At 43.7% G+C, this 19,322-nt stretch carries 22 protein-coding genes and 1 pseudogene; 17 read left to right on the plus strand and 6 right to left on the minus strand.

The genetic code is table 11. The features are described 5' to 3' along the window. Nucleotides 1-93: 93 nt before the first annotated feature. From K6Y21_RS09810 to K6Y21_RS09890, 17 genes and pseudogenes are all read left to right on the plus strand, one after another. Nucleotides 94-357 carry a hypothetical protein gene (locus K6Y21_RS09810; protein WP_233071663.1) on the plus strand — a complete coding sequence of 88 codons (264 nt, stop codon included), beginning with the start codon at nt 94-96 and terminating at the stop codon, nt 355-357. A 351-nt stretch (nt 358-708) separates the two neighbouring features. Next, nucleotides 709-1,815 carry a hypothetical protein gene (locus K6Y21_RS09815; protein WP_233071664.1) on the plus strand — a complete coding sequence of 369 codons (1,107 nt, stop codon included), beginning with the start codon at nt 709-711 and terminating at the stop codon, nt 1,813-1,815. 117 nt (nt 1,816-1,932) lie between these two features. Then, on the plus strand, nt 1,933-2,214 hold the full coding sequence (locus K6Y21_RS09820) for a DUF1456 family protein (RefSeq protein ID WP_233071665.1): 282 nt from the start codon (nt 1,933-1,935) through the stop codon (nt 2,212-2,214). 14 nt (nt 2,215-2,228) lie between these two features. Further along, nucleotides 2,229-2,843 carry a hypothetical protein gene (locus K6Y21_RS09825; protein WP_233071666.1) on the plus strand — a complete coding sequence of 205 codons (615 nt, stop codon included), beginning with the start codon at nt 2,229-2,231 and terminating at the stop codon, nt 2,841-2,843. After that, nucleotides 2,840-4,222 (plus strand): DEAD/DEAH box helicase, encoded by a 1,383-nt coding sequence (locus tag K6Y21_RS09830; RefSeq protein ID WP_233071667.1) that lies wholly within the window; start codon nt 2,840-2,842, stop codon nt 4,220-4,222. Before K6Y21_RS09825 ends, K6Y21_RS09830 begins: the two co-directional genes overlap by 4 nt. A gap of 72 nt (nt 4,223-4,294) precedes the next feature. Next, nucleotides 4,295-4,585, plus strand: a complete 291-nt coding sequence (locus tag K6Y21_RS09835) for a hypothetical protein (RefSeq protein WP_233071668.1) — start codon at nt 4,295-4,297, stop codon at nt 4,583-4,585. After that, on the plus strand, nt 4,530-5,006 hold the full coding sequence (locus K6Y21_RS09840; protein ID WP_233071669.1) for a methyltransferase: 477 nt from the start codon (nt 4,530-4,532) through the stop codon (nt 5,004-5,006). The genes K6Y21_RS09835 and K6Y21_RS09840 overlap by 56 nt, the downstream gene beginning before the upstream one ends. Before the next feature lie 73 nt (nt 5,007-5,079). Then, nucleotides 5,080-5,535, plus strand: a complete 456-nt coding sequence (locus tag K6Y21_RS09845) for a hypothetical protein (RefSeq protein ID WP_233071670.1) — start codon at nt 5,080-5,082, stop codon at nt 5,533-5,535. 48 nt (nt 5,536-5,583) lie between these two features. After that, nucleotides 5,584-5,796 (plus strand): hypothetical protein, encoded by a 213-nt coding sequence (locus K6Y21_RS09850; protein WP_233071671.1) that lies wholly within the window; start codon nt 5,584-5,586, stop codon nt 5,794-5,796. A 59-nt stretch (nt 5,797-5,855) separates the two neighbouring features. Then, nucleotides 5,856-6,290, plus strand: a pseudogene (locus K6Y21_RS21520) (hypothetical protein). Between the two features lie 80 nt (nt 6,291-6,370). Then, the gene (locus K6Y21_RS09860; RefSeq protein ID WP_233071673.1) at nt 6,371-7,174 is read left to right on the plus strand and encodes a hypothetical protein; all 804 of its coding nucleotides are present in this window, start codon (nt 6,371-6,373) and stop codon (nt 7,172-7,174) included. Nucleotides 7,175-7,252: 78 nt separating this feature from the next. Continuing rightward, nucleotides 7,253-8,026 carry a hypothetical protein gene (locus tag K6Y21_RS09865; RefSeq protein WP_233071674.1) on the plus strand — a complete coding sequence of 258 codons (774 nt, stop codon included), beginning with the start codon at nt 7,253-7,255 and terminating at the stop codon, nt 8,024-8,026. 114 nt (nt 8,027-8,140) lie between these two features. Beyond that, nucleotides 8,141-8,644 (plus strand): DUF262 domain-containing protein, encoded by a 504-nt coding sequence (locus K6Y21_RS09870; protein WP_233071675.1) that lies wholly within the window; start codon nt 8,141-8,143, stop codon nt 8,642-8,644. Between the two features lie 90 nt (nt 8,645-8,734). Further along, entirely contained in the window at nt 8,735-9,187 is a 453-nt protein-coding gene (locus tag K6Y21_RS09875; protein WP_233071676.1) for a hypothetical protein, read from the plus strand. A gap of 12 nt (nt 9,188-9,199) precedes the next feature. After that, on the plus strand, nt 9,200-9,631 hold the full coding sequence (locus tag K6Y21_RS09880; protein WP_233071677.1) for a hypothetical protein: 432 nt from the start codon (nt 9,200-9,202) through the stop codon (nt 9,629-9,631). A gap of 25 nt (nt 9,632-9,656) precedes the next feature. Then, nucleotides 9,657-10,022: an N-acetyltransferase gene (locus tag K6Y21_RS09885; RefSeq protein ID WP_233071678.1), complete on the plus strand. Its 366-nt coding sequence runs from the start codon at nt 9,657-9,659 to the stop codon at nt 10,020-10,022. 300 nt (nt 10,023-10,322) lie between these two features. Then, a complete protein-coding gene (locus K6Y21_RS09890) occupies nt 10,323-10,619 on the plus strand; it encodes a hypothetical protein (protein ID WP_233071679.1) in 297 nt (98 codons plus the stop codon). A 186-nt stretch (nt 10,620-10,805) separates the two neighbouring features. On the opposite strand, the gene K6Y21_RS21255 is transcribed toward K6Y21_RS09890, so the two are convergent. The 6 genes from K6Y21_RS21255 to K6Y21_RS09915 all read right to left on the minus strand — a co-directional run bounded on the left by K6Y21_RS21255 (nt 10,806) and on the right by K6Y21_RS09915 (nt 19,301). Continuing rightward, a complete protein-coding gene (locus tag K6Y21_RS21255; protein WP_285229733.1) occupies nt 10,806-10,928 on the minus strand; it encodes a hypothetical protein in 123 nt (40 codons plus the stop codon). A gap of 186 nt (nt 10,929-11,114) precedes the next feature. Further along, a complete protein-coding gene (locus K6Y21_RS09895; RefSeq protein WP_233071680.1) occupies nt 11,115-12,071 on the minus strand; it encodes a ParB family protein in 957 nt (318 codons plus the stop codon). A gap of 2 nt (nt 12,072-12,073) precedes the next feature. Further along, entirely contained in the window at nt 12,074-13,273 is a 1,200-nt protein-coding gene (locus K6Y21_RS09900; protein WP_233071681.1) for an AAA family ATPase, read from the minus strand. A gap of 211 nt (nt 13,274-13,484) precedes the next feature. Then, nucleotides 13,485-15,494, minus strand: a complete 2,010-nt coding sequence (locus K6Y21_RS09905; protein ID WP_233071682.1) for a replication initiator protein RctB domain-containing protein — start codon at nt 15,492-15,494, stop codon at nt 13,485-13,487. A gap of 2,005 nt (nt 15,495-17,499) precedes the next feature. Then, nucleotides 17,500-18,597: a S49 family peptidase gene (locus tag K6Y21_RS09910; protein WP_233071683.1), complete on the minus strand. Its 1,098-nt coding sequence runs from the start codon at nt 18,595-18,597 to the stop codon at nt 17,500-17,502. Between the two features lie 14 nt (nt 18,598-18,611). Next, on the minus strand, nt 18,612-19,301 hold the full coding sequence (locus K6Y21_RS09915) for an IncC plasmid conjugative DNA transfer DtrJ family protein (RefSeq protein ID WP_233071684.1): 690 nt from the start codon (nt 19,299-19,301) through the stop codon (nt 18,612-18,614). Nucleotides 19,302-19,322 lie beyond the last annotated feature (21 nt).

Genomic DNA, 19,322 nt, shown 5'->3' on the forward strand with positions numbered 1-19,322 from the left:
ATTTAGTGCTTCTAAGTGAAAGTTCATTATTCTGGGTGGTGCTTAACTTTCCCTGTGTCACAATAACTGAATAACGGCGGATAGGAGGTGGTGATGGAAACCTGTACCAATCAAATGTCGCTTAAAGGCACAAAAGGCTTTAATCTTGTTATTGAGCGCGGCGTTAGAGAGTTTAAGCTGTTTGTTTGTAAAGGTGGTCGAGTGGTGCCTCATTATCGCTGGATTGTTATCGGCTACAACGAAGCTAGCAATTGTGGTGGGCTCATCCCCGCACTACTAAAACGATTTCGATTCATACCACGTCATCAAATGGATGCCCACCGAGTTGACGCTATCGTTGAATCATTGAAGTGTTAGCTAAAACGCTATACAACCCGTCTCGCGTTTTCTCTGTGAGCCCAAGCGCTGCACTTTCTCAATTCCCTGTAATATTAACTATTTTTTCCGTTAACCGGGCTCCGGATGAATTCGCTCTGGTCGCAAAAAATATTGTCCGTTGTGCCTCTTGGAGCTTCGGCGCCTGTCATTATTCCAAAGCGCTAAGCTGCCAGCAAACGACCTAAATCAGCGCCCGTTTGAACACCGCTAATATTTTTGGAAACCATATAAACTCTCCACTAGTTGAGTAGCGCTTCCGCCACTTGGGGTTACTGTGACCACAGGCCACCCGATAGGAGAAATCTCATGATTCGCTACATCGAAAATAAGTTGACCAATCAAGATAAAATTGATCGCACTCATCACACTGAAACCATGCTGACGGCCAAGGCCAAGCTTGGGGCTCGCAACTTAAATGCTTTAACCAGTGCGGATCATACTATAAAAGCACGCCTAGCCGCTTTTAAAGGAGTTAAGGGCGGAAAAAGGCTGACGCAAAAACGTGCGCTTGAGCTTTATGACGAATACACCTCAGCTTTTTCAGCGCTGGTTTCACTAAAGAGAAAAGCTCGCTACAACGAGTACCCATTTGCATCCCCCAGTCGTTTTAGTCAACAAATGAGTAAACAGACTGCACAAATGCACCGAGATATTTCTCGCCGCTCGTCAAACCAAGCCATTGCGCGTGCAACTAATCGACGTATTGAATTAATAGAAAAGTATATTGATCGTGTAACGCCAGACACCAGTGGTTCTAAGTACATTGCTGTGACTCTAACAGACAGCCCCGCTGAGGTGGATTACAGCTCATATACTGACAAAGGTGAGCAATATTCAAGTCGATGCACCTATCGCAAAACAGATCTTAACATTAAAGTCACGCTTCCAAGCAATTGGTATTCCCGCGTCTATAAAAAAGGCCTTGGCGAAATTGATGGCTTGTTCACTCTCGATATTTCATCTGCCTTAGTTGGTGAGTACGGTGAAGGCGTTGATGTTCGAGCAGCGACATGGTTAGTTAGAAGCTTGGGCTCATCTTTTACTGTAAAACGAGGTTTTATCGCTCGAAGCGGAACTGCCTCTTATCACGGCAAAACATTATCGAGCGCTGTGCATGGCCTCGCCAAAAAACGGAATATGCAAGTATTCTTAAAAATGCCTAAAGGTAAAATTCTTGAGCAAGCAAGTAAGCTAGTCAAAGCGGTTCCCAACATCAAAGTTAAGCTAAGTGACTCAAGAGCCGTGGGTAACTGTTTTTGGGGGACGCAAGACTTCGTATATCGCCATGGCTTTAACGTCGACCTTACCGATCCGAAAGCGTTTATTACACTCGAACAGTTGCTCGAAGCTATTAAAAAAGAGCCTCGGCCAGAAGCCTTTGCTGTCGTCTACCGGATTTTAAAAAAACACAAAACCAACATTGATATTGCAGCTTAAGCAACTGGCGCTACACGCCTTTTTACTTTGTACTGGTCTTATTTTCATTTATAGTATCAATTAAATAAGCTCTGTCGCACAGACAGCTCTCCACACTAATCAACGCATAGGTGACACATGACAAACAATGATGTATTTAGGTCCGTCCTCCATTTGACCGGTGTGAGTCGCAATAAGGCGCTACTCATCGAAATTTTTGCCCTTGGCGGCATTACGGCTACTGACTCAAAGATCAAAGGTTGGCGCACCGCTCTTGATCATCATCGCGCCTCGCACATGCCTGATTTTGTCTTAGAAGGATTTTTTCAAGGTTTATTTAAGTATCGCGATGCTCAATTAGAAAAAGGGATTACGGTGTTTAACTTCGGCTTGCCCGATTCGATTTCGAGATCGAAGTAAAGGGGAAGAACTTAGTGAAGGTTTTAGCCCCTTACGAGCTCGAACGCCTTGCCCGTATAGTTCAACAAAATAACCCAAAAACTTCCTGCTGGTCATTGTTAGTGCTAGCGGAGCTAGTGAGCCGAACAACGCCAGATAGCCAATGGCATCGAGCTAGAGATTTGGTGCTGGCAGTTGATCCCGATTGGAGCAAAAAAGATTGTAGTCATATTATTGAATCCCTTGAGCAAATATCACTGATCGACAAGGACACGATTTCCTCTGGCAGCGCGCGCTTTGATCCCATCATTATACGCCTCAAGCCCAACGTAATGCTTAATGTTATTGACGCAGCCAGTTACGATGGTGTTATTTCATTAAAACTATTAGAAAACACAAAAACGTGCATGAGAGTGAACCGCCGACAATCACCATCAATACTGCTGGCGCTCATTGCTATTTTTGTACGTAAAATTTCTTACTCGGGCGAGTTTTATCAGTATATCGCTAGCGGCGGCAATAGTAGAAAGTCATTGCTCGACAAACTTTCCCAAGCGGGCATTATTTATCAAGTCAAAGTCAGTGACGCGAGTAAAACAGGCACGCTCATCTACCCGGTTGATGACATCATTTTAGGAGACAGTGAATGATTTACGAGCTAAGGCATTATCAACAGCAAGCCGTAAACAAGATCATGGATTCCATTGCTCATCATCCACATTCAAACCCGCTGTGTGTCGTACCCTGTGGGGCTGGGAAATCGCTGATCATTGCCACCTTGGTCAGCAAACTCATCGATAAGCAAATCTTGGTGTGCACCCCCCGCAAAAAGTTACTGCAGCAAAATGCAACTTACATAGCTGATCATGGTGTATGTAGCTCAGCATTTGGCGATGACACCGGCCATGAGCATAATGTGATCCTTGGAACCTATCAAACCCTAATTAACCGCGATATTAAAGCCCCGGACATTATCATCGTTGATGAATGCCATCTGGTGCCAGAGGATGATAGCGCCTATGCTGCTTTACTTGCTCAGTATCCAGATGCAATCGTAATCGGCTTAACCGCAACCCCCTTTAGAGGTCGCAAACAGATCTTTGAAGGCAGTAAGGCGCGCTGGCGAAAAGTCTACGAAATAGACATCCTCACCCTCATCGAGCAAGGCTATTTAGTTGGCGTGCACTCTGTACCAGGCTTTGGTGACGACAGTGAATATTCGACACTCAACGATGACGCAGATTTAGAAGCAAGGTCAGCCTCCGCGATTCACCAAGCTATACGAATTAATACGTCCGATCAGCGTAACGCGATTTTAGTGTTTGCCCGTGACATTTCCCATGCTGTCATGCTGACACAATTTCTCACTGATGCCGGGGAAGCTGCTTTTATTGTTCACTCGAAACAACCAGAGATAGAGCAAGAGCAAGCCTTCAGGTTATTTTCAAACCCGCATGGCCGACGCTGGCTAGTCAATGTGGGGATGTTGACCACGGGTGTCGACTTACCATTTGTCGATGCTATTGTCCTAATGAGACATATTTCGTCCATTGCGCTTTACATTCAAATCGTTGGCCGAGGCATGCGCGTTCATCCCAACAAGCGCGATTGCTTATTGTCGGACTTTGCGGATAACGTCAATCGCCATGGCTGTATAGATGATTTGGTTTTTGACCAAATTAAACTCTCTGGCGCAGGCAATGGCGCGAAACCTTGTCCAAATTGCCGAGCGTTTAATCCCTTGGTAGCGAAAACATGCAGCCGTTGCGGGGAAGCATTCAGTTTTAAATTGCATTTGAATGATTTAGCGAGTCATGCCCCAGTGTTATCGCGTGATATTCGCGTCTCTAAGGTCATATCGGTAAATGTTGCCAAAACGGATAACGTGTATTTACACTCGATAGCAACGGAAAGTGGCGATAATGTCACGCTGGTACAACGTAGCGTTAAAACCATAGGGACGGGTACCAAAATCAGTTACGAGCGAATTAAAGACGAGCACTTCAAGCTACTTCGATTAATTAGTTAGCCCTTGACGCAGTAGCGCCCTATCCCATTAGCTTTAACCTAGCTCCTGTCTACTAAACAGGAGCTACTTATTATGTCAGTACAACAAGAAATCCTAAACTCTATCGCTATCATGCAGCCTGTCGGCAATCAGTTGTTATTGCCAACGGATACCCAGCTGACGAATTATGCCCAAGTAAAAAAAGTGTTAATCAAAGCCGGTGGCACATACAAACGCGGTGGTTACTTTGAGTTTAAGACTTCTGCCTCAGATATTGTCACTTCCTTGTTAGGTGGTGAAAAGCTAGATGACAATAAAAGACTTTCAAATGTTCTTTACCCCAAAATCTCGCGCTCAAGCCATGGCAGAGAAAGCCAACCTTAAAGCTGGTGGACGAGTTTTAGAGCCTTCGGCTGGCCACGGAGCCTTGATTAATGCGGCTCTCGCTATCGCGCCAGATAGCGATATAGTGGCTGTCGAGCTCAATACTGGCAATGCGAAGGTGCTGAAAAGTAAAGAAGGAATTCAGCTTCATAATGCGGATTTTTTAACTCTGACGCCATCCGATTTAGGCTTATTCGATTCCATACTGATTAATCCTCCTTTCACAAAGAACCAAGATATTAAACACATTCTACACGCTGCTAAATTTATGGCGCCTAATTCAACCTTAGTAGCCATCGCCAGCACGTCATGGCTCACAGGAAGCCAAAAGATACAGGAAGGTTTTCGACTTTGGCTTGGGGTGGTAGGCGCAACCATCGAAGAATTACCTGTGGGCGAAATTTGGAGCCGATGGCCATGAATAACCCAATCGGTAGCGCCTTTTAGTATTGGTTTTATGATGCAGCTAACTCTCACTAAAAGGCTTAGCTACTATGGCATCAGAAAACACATACTGGAACAACAGCGGCAAATACCAAGCGGTTTACGATGAATGTTGCAAATATATTCCAGAGACGGGCAAGACTAATGACGTTGGGATAGAAGCGCTACGAGTAGCATCAAATGCCTATTACGATTTCTACAATAACGGTGGTGCAAATCGTTACTTACGATTAAAACCCATGCTTGAGACCTTAAAATTTAAACGTGGGAGCGCTGGATCAAGGGCTTTAACACGACTAAAAACCTTTAGCACTACTTCCGATGCCTGTTTGCCAAAGTCCCTTAAGCCGGTGTTTGAAGATATTCTTAACGCTGTGCTGGAAGCTTACTTTTACAATGTAAAACTGGACGCTGAAACTAAAAAATGTCCACCAGCCAAGTTGAACGCTGACTGGACACCGATTAGCTCACTGACTGACAGCATTCTTTTCAGTGTGTTAGCTTGATTGAGTTTCTGTGTCTTGTTTAATCGCTATGGCTTTAAGGAGATCAGTATGGCAGTTCATTTAGTACCAGACAGCAACAGCTTAGACATGATTGGTCCTTATTTGGCAGCTAAAGCCGTTTGCCCTTACTGCCAAAAGGAAAATGTGTTTTTGCGGCTAGAGGGGCCGACAAGCCCAGTAAAGCCAGTTTTGGTTTGCTCACACATTCGTGCTCATGTCATTGACGATGACGGTGTGAGCAATTTTGAGTTTGAAGACTAAACCAACGGAGACAAATGACTGTATTTCTCTCAGCCCCGTCTCTGTTAAGTAATGACAGTATGCGGGGTTTTCAGCAACGCTTTGTCCAACGAGGCCTGCAAGTCAGTGGTTATCGCAATCTCAACAAACAAGGTTATTTTTCTTTATTGTCTCGTGAGGGTGTAGATAAGGGCAGGGTGATATGCCATGCCCCTGCTTTTCATTTACGCAGCGGTAAACAACCAGCCATCAAAATATCCTCGGCATCACAGCAACGCGCCCAGCGCTAACAACAACGCAACGTGCATGCTTTTTGTAACGGTGAGCTGGTGGATGTGTTCGCAAGGCAGCTGGCCGAGCAGGAGTTGGTTGATTTAGGTTTTTTGGCACTTACCTATAATCCGTTTTTGCATCACTGTTTTACTTACGTTTTGTCTCAGCGTGACTTTGTAGAATCAGATAAACCCCACGACATCATTCTTTGCGGCTCATACGCGTGGGTCAAACCGCGATAGCGATTGCCAGTAGCGCCTATTGTTATTCGTTTCATTATTTACCTTGTCGAAACGAAATCCAACAAATGCGAGGCGTTAAAATGTCAAAATCTGAAATAGTTACGTTTGAAGAAGATATTAAGTTTGATGAAGGCTCTGAGATTGAGGATCTTACTGGCTCGCAAGAATACGATGCTTTTTTAAGAACCGGAGTGTTCCTTGACTCAATCAAAGCTGATCCGCTTTTTTATTGGTTCGTAACGGGATTAGAAATAGTGGCTATTAAAAACGAAAATGGCCAATTCAATGCTAATGACCCGCGCATCGTCGCCCACATGGACCAACGGGGTGAAACAGACAACAGCATGTTAATGCAGTATGACGCTATCTTGATTTGCCCTCAAACTCAGGTGTCAATCTACATGGAGAGTCCAAAAGGTAAGATCTACTCAAATTACCACTGCGTAGTTGAGAGCGAAGATTACACCAGCACAAACCTTATCGAGTGCGCCGCCCATCTATTTGACTGGTTAAAATCAATGAGTCGTTTTGAATTTAGCCCTCAACCACATCAATACACAGGCACCTCTAATACCCCAGCCAGCTTAAACGGGCTATCACTGATTAATCCCGTTAACTTTCCCGCATTGCATAATGAACATAGTGACAGCGTTTGTTTTCTCTTATGTCCAATCCGCAATCTCTATCTAAAAGTATTGAAAGCGGATGCAGATGTTATCCCAGCAGGACAAAGTAAATATGGTGTTTATGTGACGTCTGTTAATGCTAGCGATGACTCAACAACCTCTACGATCTTGTGTCGCACGAATGATGAACAAGAAATGCTAAACGTGCTTATTTACAACGTGTGCTATCCCATTGGCGATGCTCAGCGACCTTGTTAAGTAAGCGCTTGGTAGCGCCAAGCCTTACTCAACTCACAATCAATCTTAATGTAATCCACCAGCACACAAGGAAACACTATGAGCCGCTCTAGCACCTTCTCAGAAGCAGTGATATACGAAAATTCAGAGGCTGAATATATTGATGCCGTGGTCGCTGATCCGATGTTCTACTGGTTTATCACGGGGCTGCAACGCATTAACCTCGATAGCAGCGCTCCATTGACTCAGGAATCACCCGAGTTAGCAGAAATCATTAGCAGCAAAGCTCAACTGATTGATGAATTACTCGAAAACAGTCAGCGCTTGGCTGACTATGACGCTGTACTGTATTGCCCTCACACCTTTGCGTATTTGTTAATGAAGGATGGTGATGAGGAAGCACTGCCAACATATCACTGCGTCATCGAAAATCGTACCTTCCAGAGCCACTACCTTGTGCCGGTTGCCGCCTCAATGTTTGATTGGGTAACTAGCTCAGGTGGGTTTAAGCCAAGCTATCATCGTCAAAAGTTGATCGAAAATAAGCATTCGCAGCCGAAGGAAACTAACATTGATTGGTTTACCATACTCGATCACCGCAATTTCCCAATAGCTATTCAAGCCGACACGAATAGTGACAGTTATACATTCGTGCTGTGTCCAGCCAGAGCCATTAATTTGTATGTCCTAGATTTTCATTTGGTGGAGAATACGCCCCCTGTTAACCGTGCTTATACCGTAGTGCAATGCTGGGACAAAGATAGTCGCTATCCCCAAGAAATCTTGTTTGAAAGTGACTCGGAAGAAGATCTTTATGCCTATTTGGTGGATAGCGCCTTATACCCCAATGACAGCAAAAAACGTCCAGTTTAGTCTTTATCATCGGTAGCGCCTTTGCTCAGCTAACTTAATATAGCTACTACCAAATGTTGCCTGTCACCAGTTCAGTGGTGTCAGTTTAAATATCAATAATTAGGAGACATGATAATGAGATTACCTAAGCCAGTTATTCGCTTTGCTTCTTCATCAACCTCAATTCATGCCTTGGTTGCTAATTCCGGTTTTGGCAAAGAAGCATACCCTTGGACTAATCGTTTTATCGGTCGATTTCCATTACCTTCATGGCAACGGGAACTGGTTTGGTCGCAAGAACAAAAAATCTCTTTCATCGAGAGCGTCTTTATGGGGTATGACCTTGGTAGCGTGATGATTAATGACTATCTCGAAATGACCAATGGCACCATGAGTCCAATGAGTGACATTCTAATTGATGGCCAGCAACGCGTATCAGCTATCAATGATTTCATAACGGATCAGTTTCCTGTTAATGGTCTGTTCTGGAAGGATTTAACCAGAATTGAACGCCGTACCTTTCTTGAGCGTGAAATGGGTAAAAAGATGGTTTCATGTTTCGACGAAGATAAGCTCAAATTGGTATATAACCACCTAAACTTTTCCGGTGTAAGACATTCTCAAAGTGAGATGGCTTAACATTCACCTTTAAGTTGCCCATTAGCCTAAGTCATCGGTAGCGCCTTTTTTTGGCGGGCTTAGTATAGCTACATCCAAGGAGGCGCATTTATGGCAAATACTTACTTTGAAGGCACAGGTAAATACCAAAGCAAATTTAATGAACTTCGTGAGCACATTGCGAGAGTTGGCAAATCGAATCTATCTAGCCATCGGTTGACATTATTTAGCCGAGCCTCTGATACCTATTGCTTGTATCACAATGGCGGGGATTTTATCCGTATTCCCTCTGTTATCCGCCTGCTCGACAAGATTAAGTTTAAGGATAATATGGATGGCATAAAAGCCGTTATCCAACTAAAGAAATACTCCCAGCCTCATTACGAAACCCTACCTTTCGGCCTAGAGCCGCATTTTGAGGCGCTATTAGACGCGATGTTGGAAGAATGGTTTTTTGTGACGCACACTCCACTAAGTCCCAATAACGCTCAACCAGTTACAAAGCAAGTCGACACAATGATGTCGTGGCTACCCGTAAGCTCTCTTGCTCATTCAATTTTGTAACAGAGGTTGTCAATGTCTGATCATACTGGATGGCATCACCAAGGCTACATCAATGGGGCAGGGAGGTATCAAGCCTGCTTTGAGGCAAATGTAGCCAATCTGTCTTCGATGGCCGCACTAAAAGATGAAAGCATCGGCATGCTTCATTACGCCTTTAACGCCTACACGGATTATTTCTCTGCTGGTGGCATTAACAGGCCAACACGACTGCGGCGAATGCTAGAGTCGGTAGAATTGAAAAGAGGCAGCAATGGCTCTGCGGCGCTGCAACGCTTAAAAAATTACAACACCAAAACCAGAAAAGAGTTACCAATGGGACTTGAGGGTGTCTATGAGTGCATTATGGATGCCGTTTTAGAGCAATATTTTAATGCGGAGACCTTTGGTTTTGGCTCGGGTGATTGGAAACCGATATTCTCACTGCATGACAGTGTTCGTTGTTAAATTTAATTAACAGTAAGGGCGTTTTATGGAAGCTGGTTACGAAGATATTTACTCGAACGATTCATACATTGATTCGGAGATTGATGGTAATAGGGCGCTGGTTCACATGCTTTATGTGCCGCCTCACTTAAGAGGTCAAAAGCAAGGAACAACCGTATTCAAAGTCTTTCTATCTTCGCTGCCTGCTCACGTTGAGGTGGTGCGTTTAAAGGCCACTGCACTTGGCTCTGGCGATACCCTTCCTTTCTGGCTCGCTTTGGGCTTCACTCCTGCTTATGCTGGAGGCAACGAAGAAACACGCAATATCCTTCATTTGCCCGTAAATGGCCATTCATTGCCAGCCGTAGAAGAATTAGCCCTTGATGAAGAACGCCATTATATCTTTGATTGAACAATTCAATGATTAAGCGGTAGCGCCTATTTAATGAGGCGGTATTATTAACTCAATGGCTAAGGGGAGTCATTGGTCTTAAAGGGATGTTCACTCGTTGCTTAAAGCAATCGAATAAAATGGATTGGGGTAAAATGAGGAAAAAGCTAAGAAGCCCGTGCAATGCGGGTTTTTTGCTATTTGGAATTTGTATAATTGGGTTCTCGTTTAGTGTGCAGCTCTGACAAATTTGTGTGAACACATTTCAGGCTTTTGTTTCGGTATAGTCATTTTCAGTTAAACAACAACGGAGTTCCAACTATGTTATTTGCTTTTGTTAGTCGCCACACACCTACACCTGAGCAGTTTCAATTAGCCCAAGCCAAAGGCATCACCTTAGAGCATGTTGGCGATATGGATGCGTTTACGGTGACTTCTGGCGATGTTTACGCCAAGGGTGCGTATGAAGGGGTTGTTTGCGTACATCCTGCCGCAGCAATGCGCTTGTGCCATACCTTCTTGATTGGTGTTTTTGAAAATGAAAACAGAGCGCCCGAAGGAGAACGTCCCAGTTTCTCAGCTAAAGCTTTGCATGTTTACGATTCGATCAGCAATTAACGAGCAGTCTAATCAGCTTGATTTTTGCAAGTTTTATAAACTTTGCTATAGTGAAAATGTATAGAGATATTACTGCTGAATAAGTAGCTGACCATAGAACGACACGAACTGATGTTGAAATCTCTCAGACTACTGCCGAATAGGTAGTTTAATCAGACAAAAAGCCCGCACTTAAGCGGGCTTTTGTTATTTAGAAGCTTTGATAATTCCAAGCAGTCGATCAAAGTCTTGCTTGGACATAGCAGGTAGTTTCACAGCTTGATGGTTGGCAATGGCTGCGGCTATTGTTAAAATCTGGGCTACTGACATTTGTTGATCCTCTTCAATGTTGGTGTTGAAAGGGTAGGGGCCTGTGAGTTTGGCGACTGGAGGCACTTACCCTTTTGCTTTTCTTAGCTACTTTTTTGCCTGAAATTCTTGGCGATTTCAGTCTGAAATTATTTTCACATTTATAATAATTACAAACACTTAACCCATGAAATCGCTTGGCGAAAATTACGCGTTTTTCGCGATAATTTCGCTGATAGCTAACTCGATTTCTTGCAGTGTTTCTTTGTCTAAACGGTTAAATTCAAAGCTGGTGAAGCGTCCTTTCACTTTCTTACGAGCAAACTGATCTTTATTTTTGAATTGCGCAAGTTCAGTCACCTTAGTTTTTATTGCCTTGGGCTTATCCAACAACAATTTACTGTGCTTGCCATAAAGCTTAATTAACTCGTCTTTTGCCTCGTCATTGGTTAGCTCATCGCTGAAGCTGTCCTTATCAACCATGACATGAGTTATCAGGTCGTCCAAGGTCACCCCTTTGGCCTGTAGTGCTTCTTGGATAGAGAGCAATTGTTTGTACTCATTATGTGACAACAAAGAGTAGTCCGGGAACACGCTGAGCATTTCCGATGGCACGCTGGCCGCTTGCAGTGCACGGGTCACTTTAGCCGCAGACAAACCGCGCTCTTGCGCGATTTCCTTTTGATTAAGGCCACTGTCTTTTAATGACATTAACTCTAACCCGAGTTCACGCAGGTTATGCTCTTTGGCTGTTTGGATGTCACGGGCAAGCTGCTTAGCATCATCAGCAGAGATTTCTTCGTCAGCAACGAGGTAATCAAGCCCAACATGCTCAAGGATGGCTGCTTTTCTACGACGAGAGCCATCAAGGGTGTTGACTTTGCCATTGCTGGCCACAAAACCAATAGCCGGGAAGAATTGTTGTACTTTGATAGTACGGCGAATGTCGAGCAATGACTCTGGTGTTAAGCCTGCTTGGTCACGGCCATTGGTTGAGGTTTCAACAAACGTCGAATCTTCCAGTTTATCCGCTTCAATATGCTGCTTTTTGAATGTGACTTTACGGCCTGATTTCAGGGTAAAGGTCACACCTTGTTCTGCAGTAGGGTCGCTAAATGTGGTCTTACCCAAGGTACGGCCAATTGTTGCTCTTTTTGCGGTCATAATTAGTTAGCTCTTATAAATTCAATTCGATCAAATACTGCTTTCGCAAAATCTTCTGCCGCTGCCTTGGCCTTTTTCAATGCCTCCGCACTACCAACATAGGTCGCTGGATTGGCCGAGATCACGGTATCAAAGGACTCACCACAGCGCTCAAAACCATCTAGCCGCGGCAGTGACACGTCAAGCATATCGCCACCAAAGATTTCTTTTGCCAAAGAATGACAAAGCTTATGGTCAGCTTTATTGGCAAGTTTGCTCATAAATCCAATACAAGCCTGCACTTTTACCTCACTGCCATCTTGCTCCAGAATTTCAATTAGCTCTGGTAATCGAGTGAGGTACTTCAATGTTGAGTGAAAATCGACCTGTGCTGGTGGAATAGGGGTGAAAATAATATCGGACGCCGCAAACGCGTTGTTTAAGAAGGCGTCTAAGTGTGGGCCACTGTCAATAAAGATGAAGTCATAGTCTGACGCTATCTTGTCGATGACATTTTGCTTTAACACCATATGAATATTTTGACCGGGTAAGTGTTCAGCACATAGCTGCTCCCAGTTTGACGCTAAAAAGGCATCATCAATGGATGCAGGCATGATATCGACACCATCAATCGCTGACTTGACGATAAATTCTTCCAGTAGCTCTTCTCGCGTGACGTTCTGCAGCATGGCTTGGGCGCCAGTAGCTTCAACACTGCCATAGCTCTTGGTGTGATTCAAAAACATGGTACCAGATGCTTGCGGGTCTAAGTCTATGACCAAGATACGAAGATCTTCTTTAAGTAGGTTAGGGTGCGCTCGTAGTCCGTGCGCGGTGGTTACCGTGGCCACAGTTTTCGCAACACCGCCTTTCAAGTTACCCATAAAGATAACAAACGCCTCATTAAAGCGATCACGGTACTTAGGTACCTGACGGTGAGCATAAATATCTATGATGTTTTGCAAGCTTAAAGCGTACTTTTCTGCTGTGCCGGCCGCTTTCTTCTCAAATACATAGCCTTCTTGCTCCATTTCAGCAACGGTTTTATCAACCAGCGCTTTAGTGAGGTTAGGAAGCTTAGTTAATGCAGCTTTTGAGTAGGTTTGATGATAGCCGTTTTCATCCAACTCGTCTTTTTGGGCATTGATTTGTTCGGATAGCGAGCTCAGCATTGATGTTGAGCGTGCCGCTAGGCGATGAAATTGTTGCTTACTCACGTCCATCTGTTCACCTTAAAATATGCAGCATTTATTGCGTTATGTGGATAATGCTGCATTTTTCAGGATATGTAAATTTATTTTTTTATTTTTGTCTAAGAAGGACATTTTGCATTTACGCTGGTTTTTTATACAAAACCAGCTCATGAAGCGAGCAACGCAAGTTAGTCGATAAAAAAGGGAGCTTGACGCCCCCCTATTTAATAATGTTCACCGGTTAAACCAAGTTAATGATGTACTCTTTTAGAGTATCGGTATCATCTGCATCAATACATGCAAGGGCTCTTGCTCGCAACTGAAAACGCTGGATAAGTGTCGACAAGTCGATCTCCAACTTTTTACCTTGGTCCAGTTCAGTTAAAAGAGAATCTAACTGTTTTGGGGTTAAAGGCAGTTTCCGATCTAATAGAAATAGATTAAGCGCTTTAAAGGCCGGCTCGATACGCTTCGTAACGGCACTAATATCATTACCTGTCAGCTTGGCCACGTCCTCGATGGCGCCATCATACTCATTCTTCGACATGTAACGATGAAAGATGTATTTGGAATGACTCGCTTCTACGGTTAGGGTGTATTTACGTTTTCTAAGTACAAACGGCTTGGCTTCAAGCTGAAGCGCTTTTAGCATTGGCTGGTCCGGAGTTGTTTGAACGTAGTTGTCATCTTCTAATCTGGATGCAACCAAGGGTAAATTAGAGAATTTAACCGCCGATTTTGTACCTCTACCCAACGCTTCTAGTTTTGAAAGATCTATTTCACCATCGCTCAGCAATGTATGGCGGATTTTCTCAGGCTGTGAAAGTGCCAATATGTCTGCACTGTCCGCTTCGATTGTAACCTGAAAGATGGGTTTTTTACTGGTAAATTTGTCTCCGATCACCGTAAATTTACAACCGCCAACAGAGCCTGTGGCTTTTACAGAAACTAATTTCGATCTAACACTTTTACCAGCCCTTATTTCTATCGCAGTGTCAGCAAAAGCTTTCTTAAAGTCTTTCCACAACATTTTTACTGCTGGGCCCCGGTTTGGATCAGTGTAGTTGATTAATGACGCTAGCTTATCGAGGTCATACACAACCTTTGGCCTTTTGCTAAGAACTATCCGGGTTTGGACATAAAGCATAAACACGGTGAATGGCTGCTGTATTACTTCGACAGGGAATATGAATAGGGATTTTGTGGTAAACATCTGCCTTAGTACATTCGTATCCCATTTTATAAAGTAGCGATAGGGCAGGGGAGCCGCTATGTTAGCCTTCGTTTTTCTAACCCTGGCATCCGACTCTACGATCTGAAATAACCGCTTACCACGTTTGTTCTGGTGAACAAACTCGTCATCTTCCGCTGTCAGCTCGAGTGAAAACTTGTTGTTTTCAACTTGATGAAGCTTGTCATGCACATACTTACGGTTTGGCTCATTCTTACTAAGCCTTAACCATGTCATTAGGTCGTCGCGTGCAATAGGCGTGATGTTTTTAATCGAACTTTGACCATTCTTTGAATACAGATCGCCATGGGCAAGGTGGTATGTGATGGTTAAGTTGAGTAAAGCGTAGATAAAGCGAGTATCGGATACCTCTAAACAACTTAAATCTGATTCCAGTTTAGCTCTGGCCACTAAACGTTTACCGTCTTTGTCTATGGTCTGCAATTGTCTTTCCAGTGAACGTGTATTTTCACCATCAGCACCTAAGAAGTTTGAAAAAGAGAGTTGTCCAGAAGATCCGAGAAAGGCGTCAAGGATCTTACGTTCCTCAAAAGCATGAAAGTCATCGCTTTGCACATCAACGTTATGGCTATATCGCTTCGCTAACGCCATTTCCTGACGATATTGCTCACTTTGGTTAGATGATGTTTCTTGAATCACAACTGCCGTAACAGGTGCTTTAGAGAGCTTGTTAAACTGGTATGCAAACAAGTTACTTCGGTTAGAGTGGTGTTTGAAGCGCTCTATTTTGCTTAACACCCCTTTTTCAATGAAGGCCTGCAGTAATCGTGTGGTAGTCGGTAAGCTGAGCCCCAGCAATTTAGACATATCAGATTTTGATATGACCCTATCATCTACTTGCTTGGCATGATGAAGTAAGATCTCAAGGCGGCTTTTCTGTAAATCTGTCAACGAAGCCAGATCAAGATCGCTCATACTCTCGATGTTAAAATAGATAAGTGACCCTAAACGCCAATTTCGATCTGTTTCTACAAAACCATTTTCATCATGAATAAGCATTTATTGTTTCCTTTAACTAATATCTTATCTCTCTTAACTAAAGATCTTTTATCTTAGAGATAATTTAGTCCTTATTTTTCAGTCGCTTGATTAGAAAAAGGCGACACGATCATTCAAAGAGAGCAACGCGATCAATCAACTAACTAAACACGATCAATCGTATAAGCCTACACGATCAATCAAATAACTCAACACGATCATTCAAACAACCCAACGCGATCATTCGTCAATATAACAGCCTAATAACAGGTTATCCACAGAGCACCACTCGATCCTCCAACCACACCCTGTTATAAACATCAAAATAAACGCCTGCTCTAATCTTACCACATTACTCAACTAACTACTGAAACACTATTTTATTTATAGAATTAGTCGTTGATGGGTTATATCAATTATTACAGTGGCTTAAGTTCTTTTATGGGTGGTTTTTTATTGGAGTTAAACTCAGATTTTGTGATCTAGCCGCTAGATAATAGTGCAGCTATGAATGATTCAGAAAAAGGATGGGTTGTGCACTATGAGTTTCACTGGCATTGAGTATCAATGCAACCAACCATTGCTGAAGATTTGGATTCGCCGTCTGTTACCATGTGGTAATATTTTGGCTCTTGTATTATTTTCAACCAATTATTCAACGATCTTTCTCACAATTATGGGTGGTTTTTTTGTTGGATACTTCACATAAATCACCGTGTAATCATTGGACTGTTTTACATTGGTTTCGTAGCATTATCTCCATTTACCAACGCCATACACAGATGCCAAGATACAATTAGCGGTCGTTCTTAATTAGCGCATCTCAGTTAAAACTGAAGTTATGGTGCTTTTGCTTAGGCTATGGGTGGTTTCACACTCGGACACCACAGCACTCCAAATGGGTGGTTTTGCCTTGGACACCATTGCATTCCATCGCCCACCCATTGATTGTATTTGCTTCAAGCTAGCAAAAGGGTGGTTTCACTCTCGGACACCACGGCACTCCTAATGGGTGGTTTTGCCTTGGACACCATTGCAATCCATCGTTAACCCATTGATTTCATGTGTATCGACGTATTAAAAGGGTGGTTTCACACTTGGACACCACGGCACTCCTAATGGGTGGTTTTGCCTTGGACACCATTGCAACCCATCGTTAACCCATTGATTTCATGTGCATCAACGTATTAAAAGGGTGGTTTCACACTTGGACACCACAGCACACCTAATGGGCGGTTTTGCCTTGGACACCATTGCAACCCATCGTTAACCCATTGATTCTATGTGCATCAACCTATTAAAAGGGTGGTTTCAGACTTGGACACCACGGCACACCTAATGGGTGGTTTTGCCTTGGACACCATTGCAACCCATCGTTAACCCATTGATTTCATGTGCATCAATGTATTAAAAGGGTGGTTTCAGACTTGGACACCACGGCACTCCTAATGGGTGGTTTTTCCTTGGACACCATTGCAACCCATCGTTAACCCATTGATTCTATGTGCATCAACCTATTAAAAGGGTGGTTTCACACTTGGACACCACAGCACACCTAATGGGCGGTTTTGCCTTGGACACCATTGCAATCCATCGTTAACCCATTGATTCTATGTGCATCAACCAATTAAAAGGGTGGTTTCAGACTTGGACACCACGGCACTCCTAATGGGTGGTTTTTCCTTGGACACCATTGCAACCCATCGTTAACCCATTGATTCTATGTGCATCAACCAATTAAAAGGGTGGTTTCACACTTGGACACCACGACACACCTAATGGGTGGTTTTGCCTTGGACACTATGCAATCCACTGTTAATCCATTGTTTTTATGCACATCAATCTATTAAAGGGTGGCTTCACTCTCGGACGCTATTGCAACGCACTTGGAGGAGCACGCTTATCCCTATGTTCAACGTCATCTTCTAAATTTATTTGAGTCAACTTATCCTCCTGAAATAATGTGTGCTTATGAATAACCTAAGGGTGGTTTTAGTTTGGACAAACCACCACAGTCAAACCATCCTCAGTAACTCGGCTTTGGGCTGCTATTAGACGTTGCTACATCTTTCAATACCGCTTGCACCACGTGCTCTAAGCTCGCTTCAAACATTGAGCTCCAGCTAAACTTCTGTCTGTTGTATTCTCGAAATGTGTCTAGGTGGTAGTTGTGACGCAGTGCGTCATAGACTTGGAAGGTGGTCGCTATTTCGTCCACCAGCCCTTTCTCCATTGCTTCCGGCCCTGTCCATACCAATCCCTCAAAGATGCTCGGGTCGCTTGCAAGCTTGCCTCCTCGCGCTTGCTTAACGGCCGTGACGAACTGTTGGTATAGAGGCTCGATCATCTTATCTTCGATGAACTCTTTTGCTTCTGGGTTCATTGGCTGGTATGGATCTATTAGCGTTTTGAATTTACCTGCTGATAACGTGCGGCGTTCAACTTGAATAGTCTCGAGTAGATGATTAAACCCCCAAGTATCCATACGCACACCTATCGACCCAACAATGCTGGTGCCATGGGCAATGACCTTATCCGCAGCCGAGGCCATGTATATGCAAGCACTGGCGCAGGTGTCACCTATAGAGACAATGATTGGCTTTCTATATTGCTCGCAGTTTGTCTCACACTTACTTTCTTTTGTTTGTAAGTCTGAGACTTTCTTGAACAGGCTTTTGCCTATTTTTTGATTAAGCCAGGCTTCATCCTCCGGGTTAAGTGGGGCAGAGCGGCGGTAATCCATGATGGTTTCATAGAATGACTCTGATTGAACAGGACTCCCCCCCGGAGAGTCAGCAAGGATTAGAATGGCTTTGGTGTCCGAATTGTTGACAGCATTATACAACGCCTGTGACAACACCATTCCTGATCCTGTAGGTGAGCCCTCTTGAATTGGTCCTTGTATGCGAATGACGCCGATATGCCGAGCTGGTAACTCTGGCTTGAGAAAGTCACCAAGGCTAGTGGAAATAACTGTTACCAAGGCGATTAGCAACAAAGCTGTTTTAATAATGGCGCCAACACTAAATACCCGATAAAACTTTTTCAAACTGGTGTTGAGGTTGTTTTGGCTGGTGACCATTTGGTTAGCCAGTTCTTTTAGTTCGTTGTCTTGCTCTGACATAATGTTTTCCTTTCTTAAATGCCTTTTTGGTATTCGGCGATGACCTGCCTCAATAGAATGGCCATGAAGATAATTACGATTGGCGGAACGAGCTGAAATATGCTGGACATTTCTAACGGCACCACGAAGTAGCTAAAAATCGATAGGAACAAGAGCATTACTGATTTCAGGATAATGCGTGACTTTTTGGTGGTGATACCACCAAGACTATACTTTCTGATTTTTCGTTCGTAATAACCGTCAGCGAGTACCGCCAAAACGAATGGAATGGCAAGGTGCAACCAGTAAGTGAATACCGATAGGCGGTATATGGTTTGGTACACCGTGAACTTGATGTTGTTGACGATTTTTATCGTGAATTGTTGGAATTTGCTGAAATTATCGCTCTCATACATTTTGTTTTTTTCAGCGAGTGTGTAATCGAGATATTGCTCTGCTCCGCTTTGTCTCATTGTGAATTTGTACCAAATGTCAGAGCGTGACTTTACGTCCTTCCATGACTGATCGCCTAGAACCGGGTGGGCGTCACGCATTTCCGTTTGGACGCCGGCTCTAAAGTCTTCATTCGACCGTACGAAGACATTGAATATCACTGAGCCAAAGAACATGAGGCAGAGGACATAGATAAGGACGGGTCTCTTATCGTTGTCGTCTCTTATGCTCTGATCTTCAAGTAGCGCATCATCAAAGATGTTATCAGCCATGGTTATCTTCCTTCTGTGATG

The sequence above is a fragment of the Motilimonas eburnea genome (genome assembly GCF_021295345.1).
Classification (GTDB): Bacteria; Pseudomonadota; Gammaproteobacteria; order Enterobacterales; family CBDFNC01; genus Motilimonas; species Motilimonas eburnea.

Excerpts from the sequence above, each read along its gene's own strand:
- K6Y21_RS09905 (WP_233071682.1), bottom strand. The coding sequence starts at position 15,494 with ATGCTTATTCATGATGAAAATGGTTTTGTAGAAACAGATCGAAATTGG.
- K6Y21_RS09830 (WP_233071667.1), top strand. The coding sequence starts at position 2,840 with ATGATTTACGAGCTAAGGCATTATCAACAGCAAGCCGTAAACAAGATC.
- K6Y21_RS09885 (WP_233071678.1), top strand. The coding sequence starts at position 9,657 with ATGGAAGCTGGTTACGAAGATATTTACTCGAACGATTCATACATTGAT.
- K6Y21_RS09865 (WP_233071674.1), top strand. The coding sequence starts at position 7,253 with ATGAGCCGCTCTAGCACCTTCTCAGAAGCAGTGATATACGAAAATTCA.
- K6Y21_RS09870 (WP_233071675.1), top strand. The coding sequence starts at position 8,141 with ATGAGATTACCTAAGCCAGTTATTCGCTTTGCTTCTTCATCAACCTCA.
- K6Y21_RS09875 (WP_233071676.1), top strand. The coding sequence starts at position 8,735 with ATGGCAAATACTTACTTTGAAGGCACAGGTAAATACCAAAGCAAATTT.
- K6Y21_RS09810 (WP_233071663.1), top strand. The coding sequence starts at position 94 with ATGGAAACCTGTACCAATCAAATGTCGCTTAAAGGCACAAAAGGCTTT.
- K6Y21_RS09820 (WP_233071665.1), top strand. The coding sequence starts at position 1,933 with ATGACAAACAATGATGTATTTAGGTCCGTCCTCCATTTGACCGGTGTG.
- K6Y21_RS09915 (WP_233071684.1), bottom strand. The coding sequence starts at position 19,301 with ATGGCTGATAACATCTTTGATGATGCGCTACTTGAAGATCAGAGCATA.
- K6Y21_RS21255 (WP_285229733.1), bottom strand. The coding sequence starts at position 10,928 with ATGTCAGTAGCCCAGATTTTAACAATAGCCGCAGCCATTGCCAACCAT.
- K6Y21_RS09835 (WP_233071668.1), top strand. The coding sequence starts at position 4,295 with ATGTCAGTACAACAAGAAATCCTAAACTCTATCGCTATCATGCAGCCT.
- K6Y21_RS09880 (WP_233071677.1), top strand. The coding sequence starts at position 9,200 with ATGTCTGATCATACTGGATGGCATCACCAAGGCTACATCAATGGGGCA.
- K6Y21_RS09890 (WP_233071679.1), top strand. The coding sequence starts at position 10,323 with ATGTTATTTGCTTTTGTTAGTCGCCACACACCTACACCTGAGCAGTTT.
- K6Y21_RS09840 (WP_233071669.1), top strand. The coding sequence starts at position 4,530 with ATGTTCTTTACCCCAAAATCTCGCGCTCAAGCCATGGCAGAGAAAGCC.
- K6Y21_RS09895 (WP_233071680.1), bottom strand. The coding sequence starts at position 12,071 with ATGACCGCAAAAAGAGCAACAATTGGCCGTACCTTGGGTAAGACCACA.
- K6Y21_RS09910 (WP_233071683.1), bottom strand. The coding sequence starts at position 18,597 with ATGTCAGAGCAAGACAACGAACTAAAAGAACTGGCTAACCAAATGGTC.
- K6Y21_RS09860 (WP_233071673.1), top strand. The coding sequence starts at position 6,371 with ATGTCAAAATCTGAAATAGTTACGTTTGAAGAAGATATTAAGTTTGAT.
- K6Y21_RS09900 (WP_233071681.1), bottom strand. The coding sequence starts at position 13,273 with ATGGACGTGAGTAAGCAACAATTTCATCGCCTAGCGGCACGCTCAACA.
- K6Y21_RS09845 (WP_233071670.1), top strand. The coding sequence starts at position 5,080 with ATGGCATCAGAAAACACATACTGGAACAACAGCGGCAAATACCAAGCG.
- K6Y21_RS09850 (WP_233071671.1), top strand. The coding sequence starts at position 5,584 with ATGGCAGTTCATTTAGTACCAGACAGCAACAGCTTAGACATGATTGGT.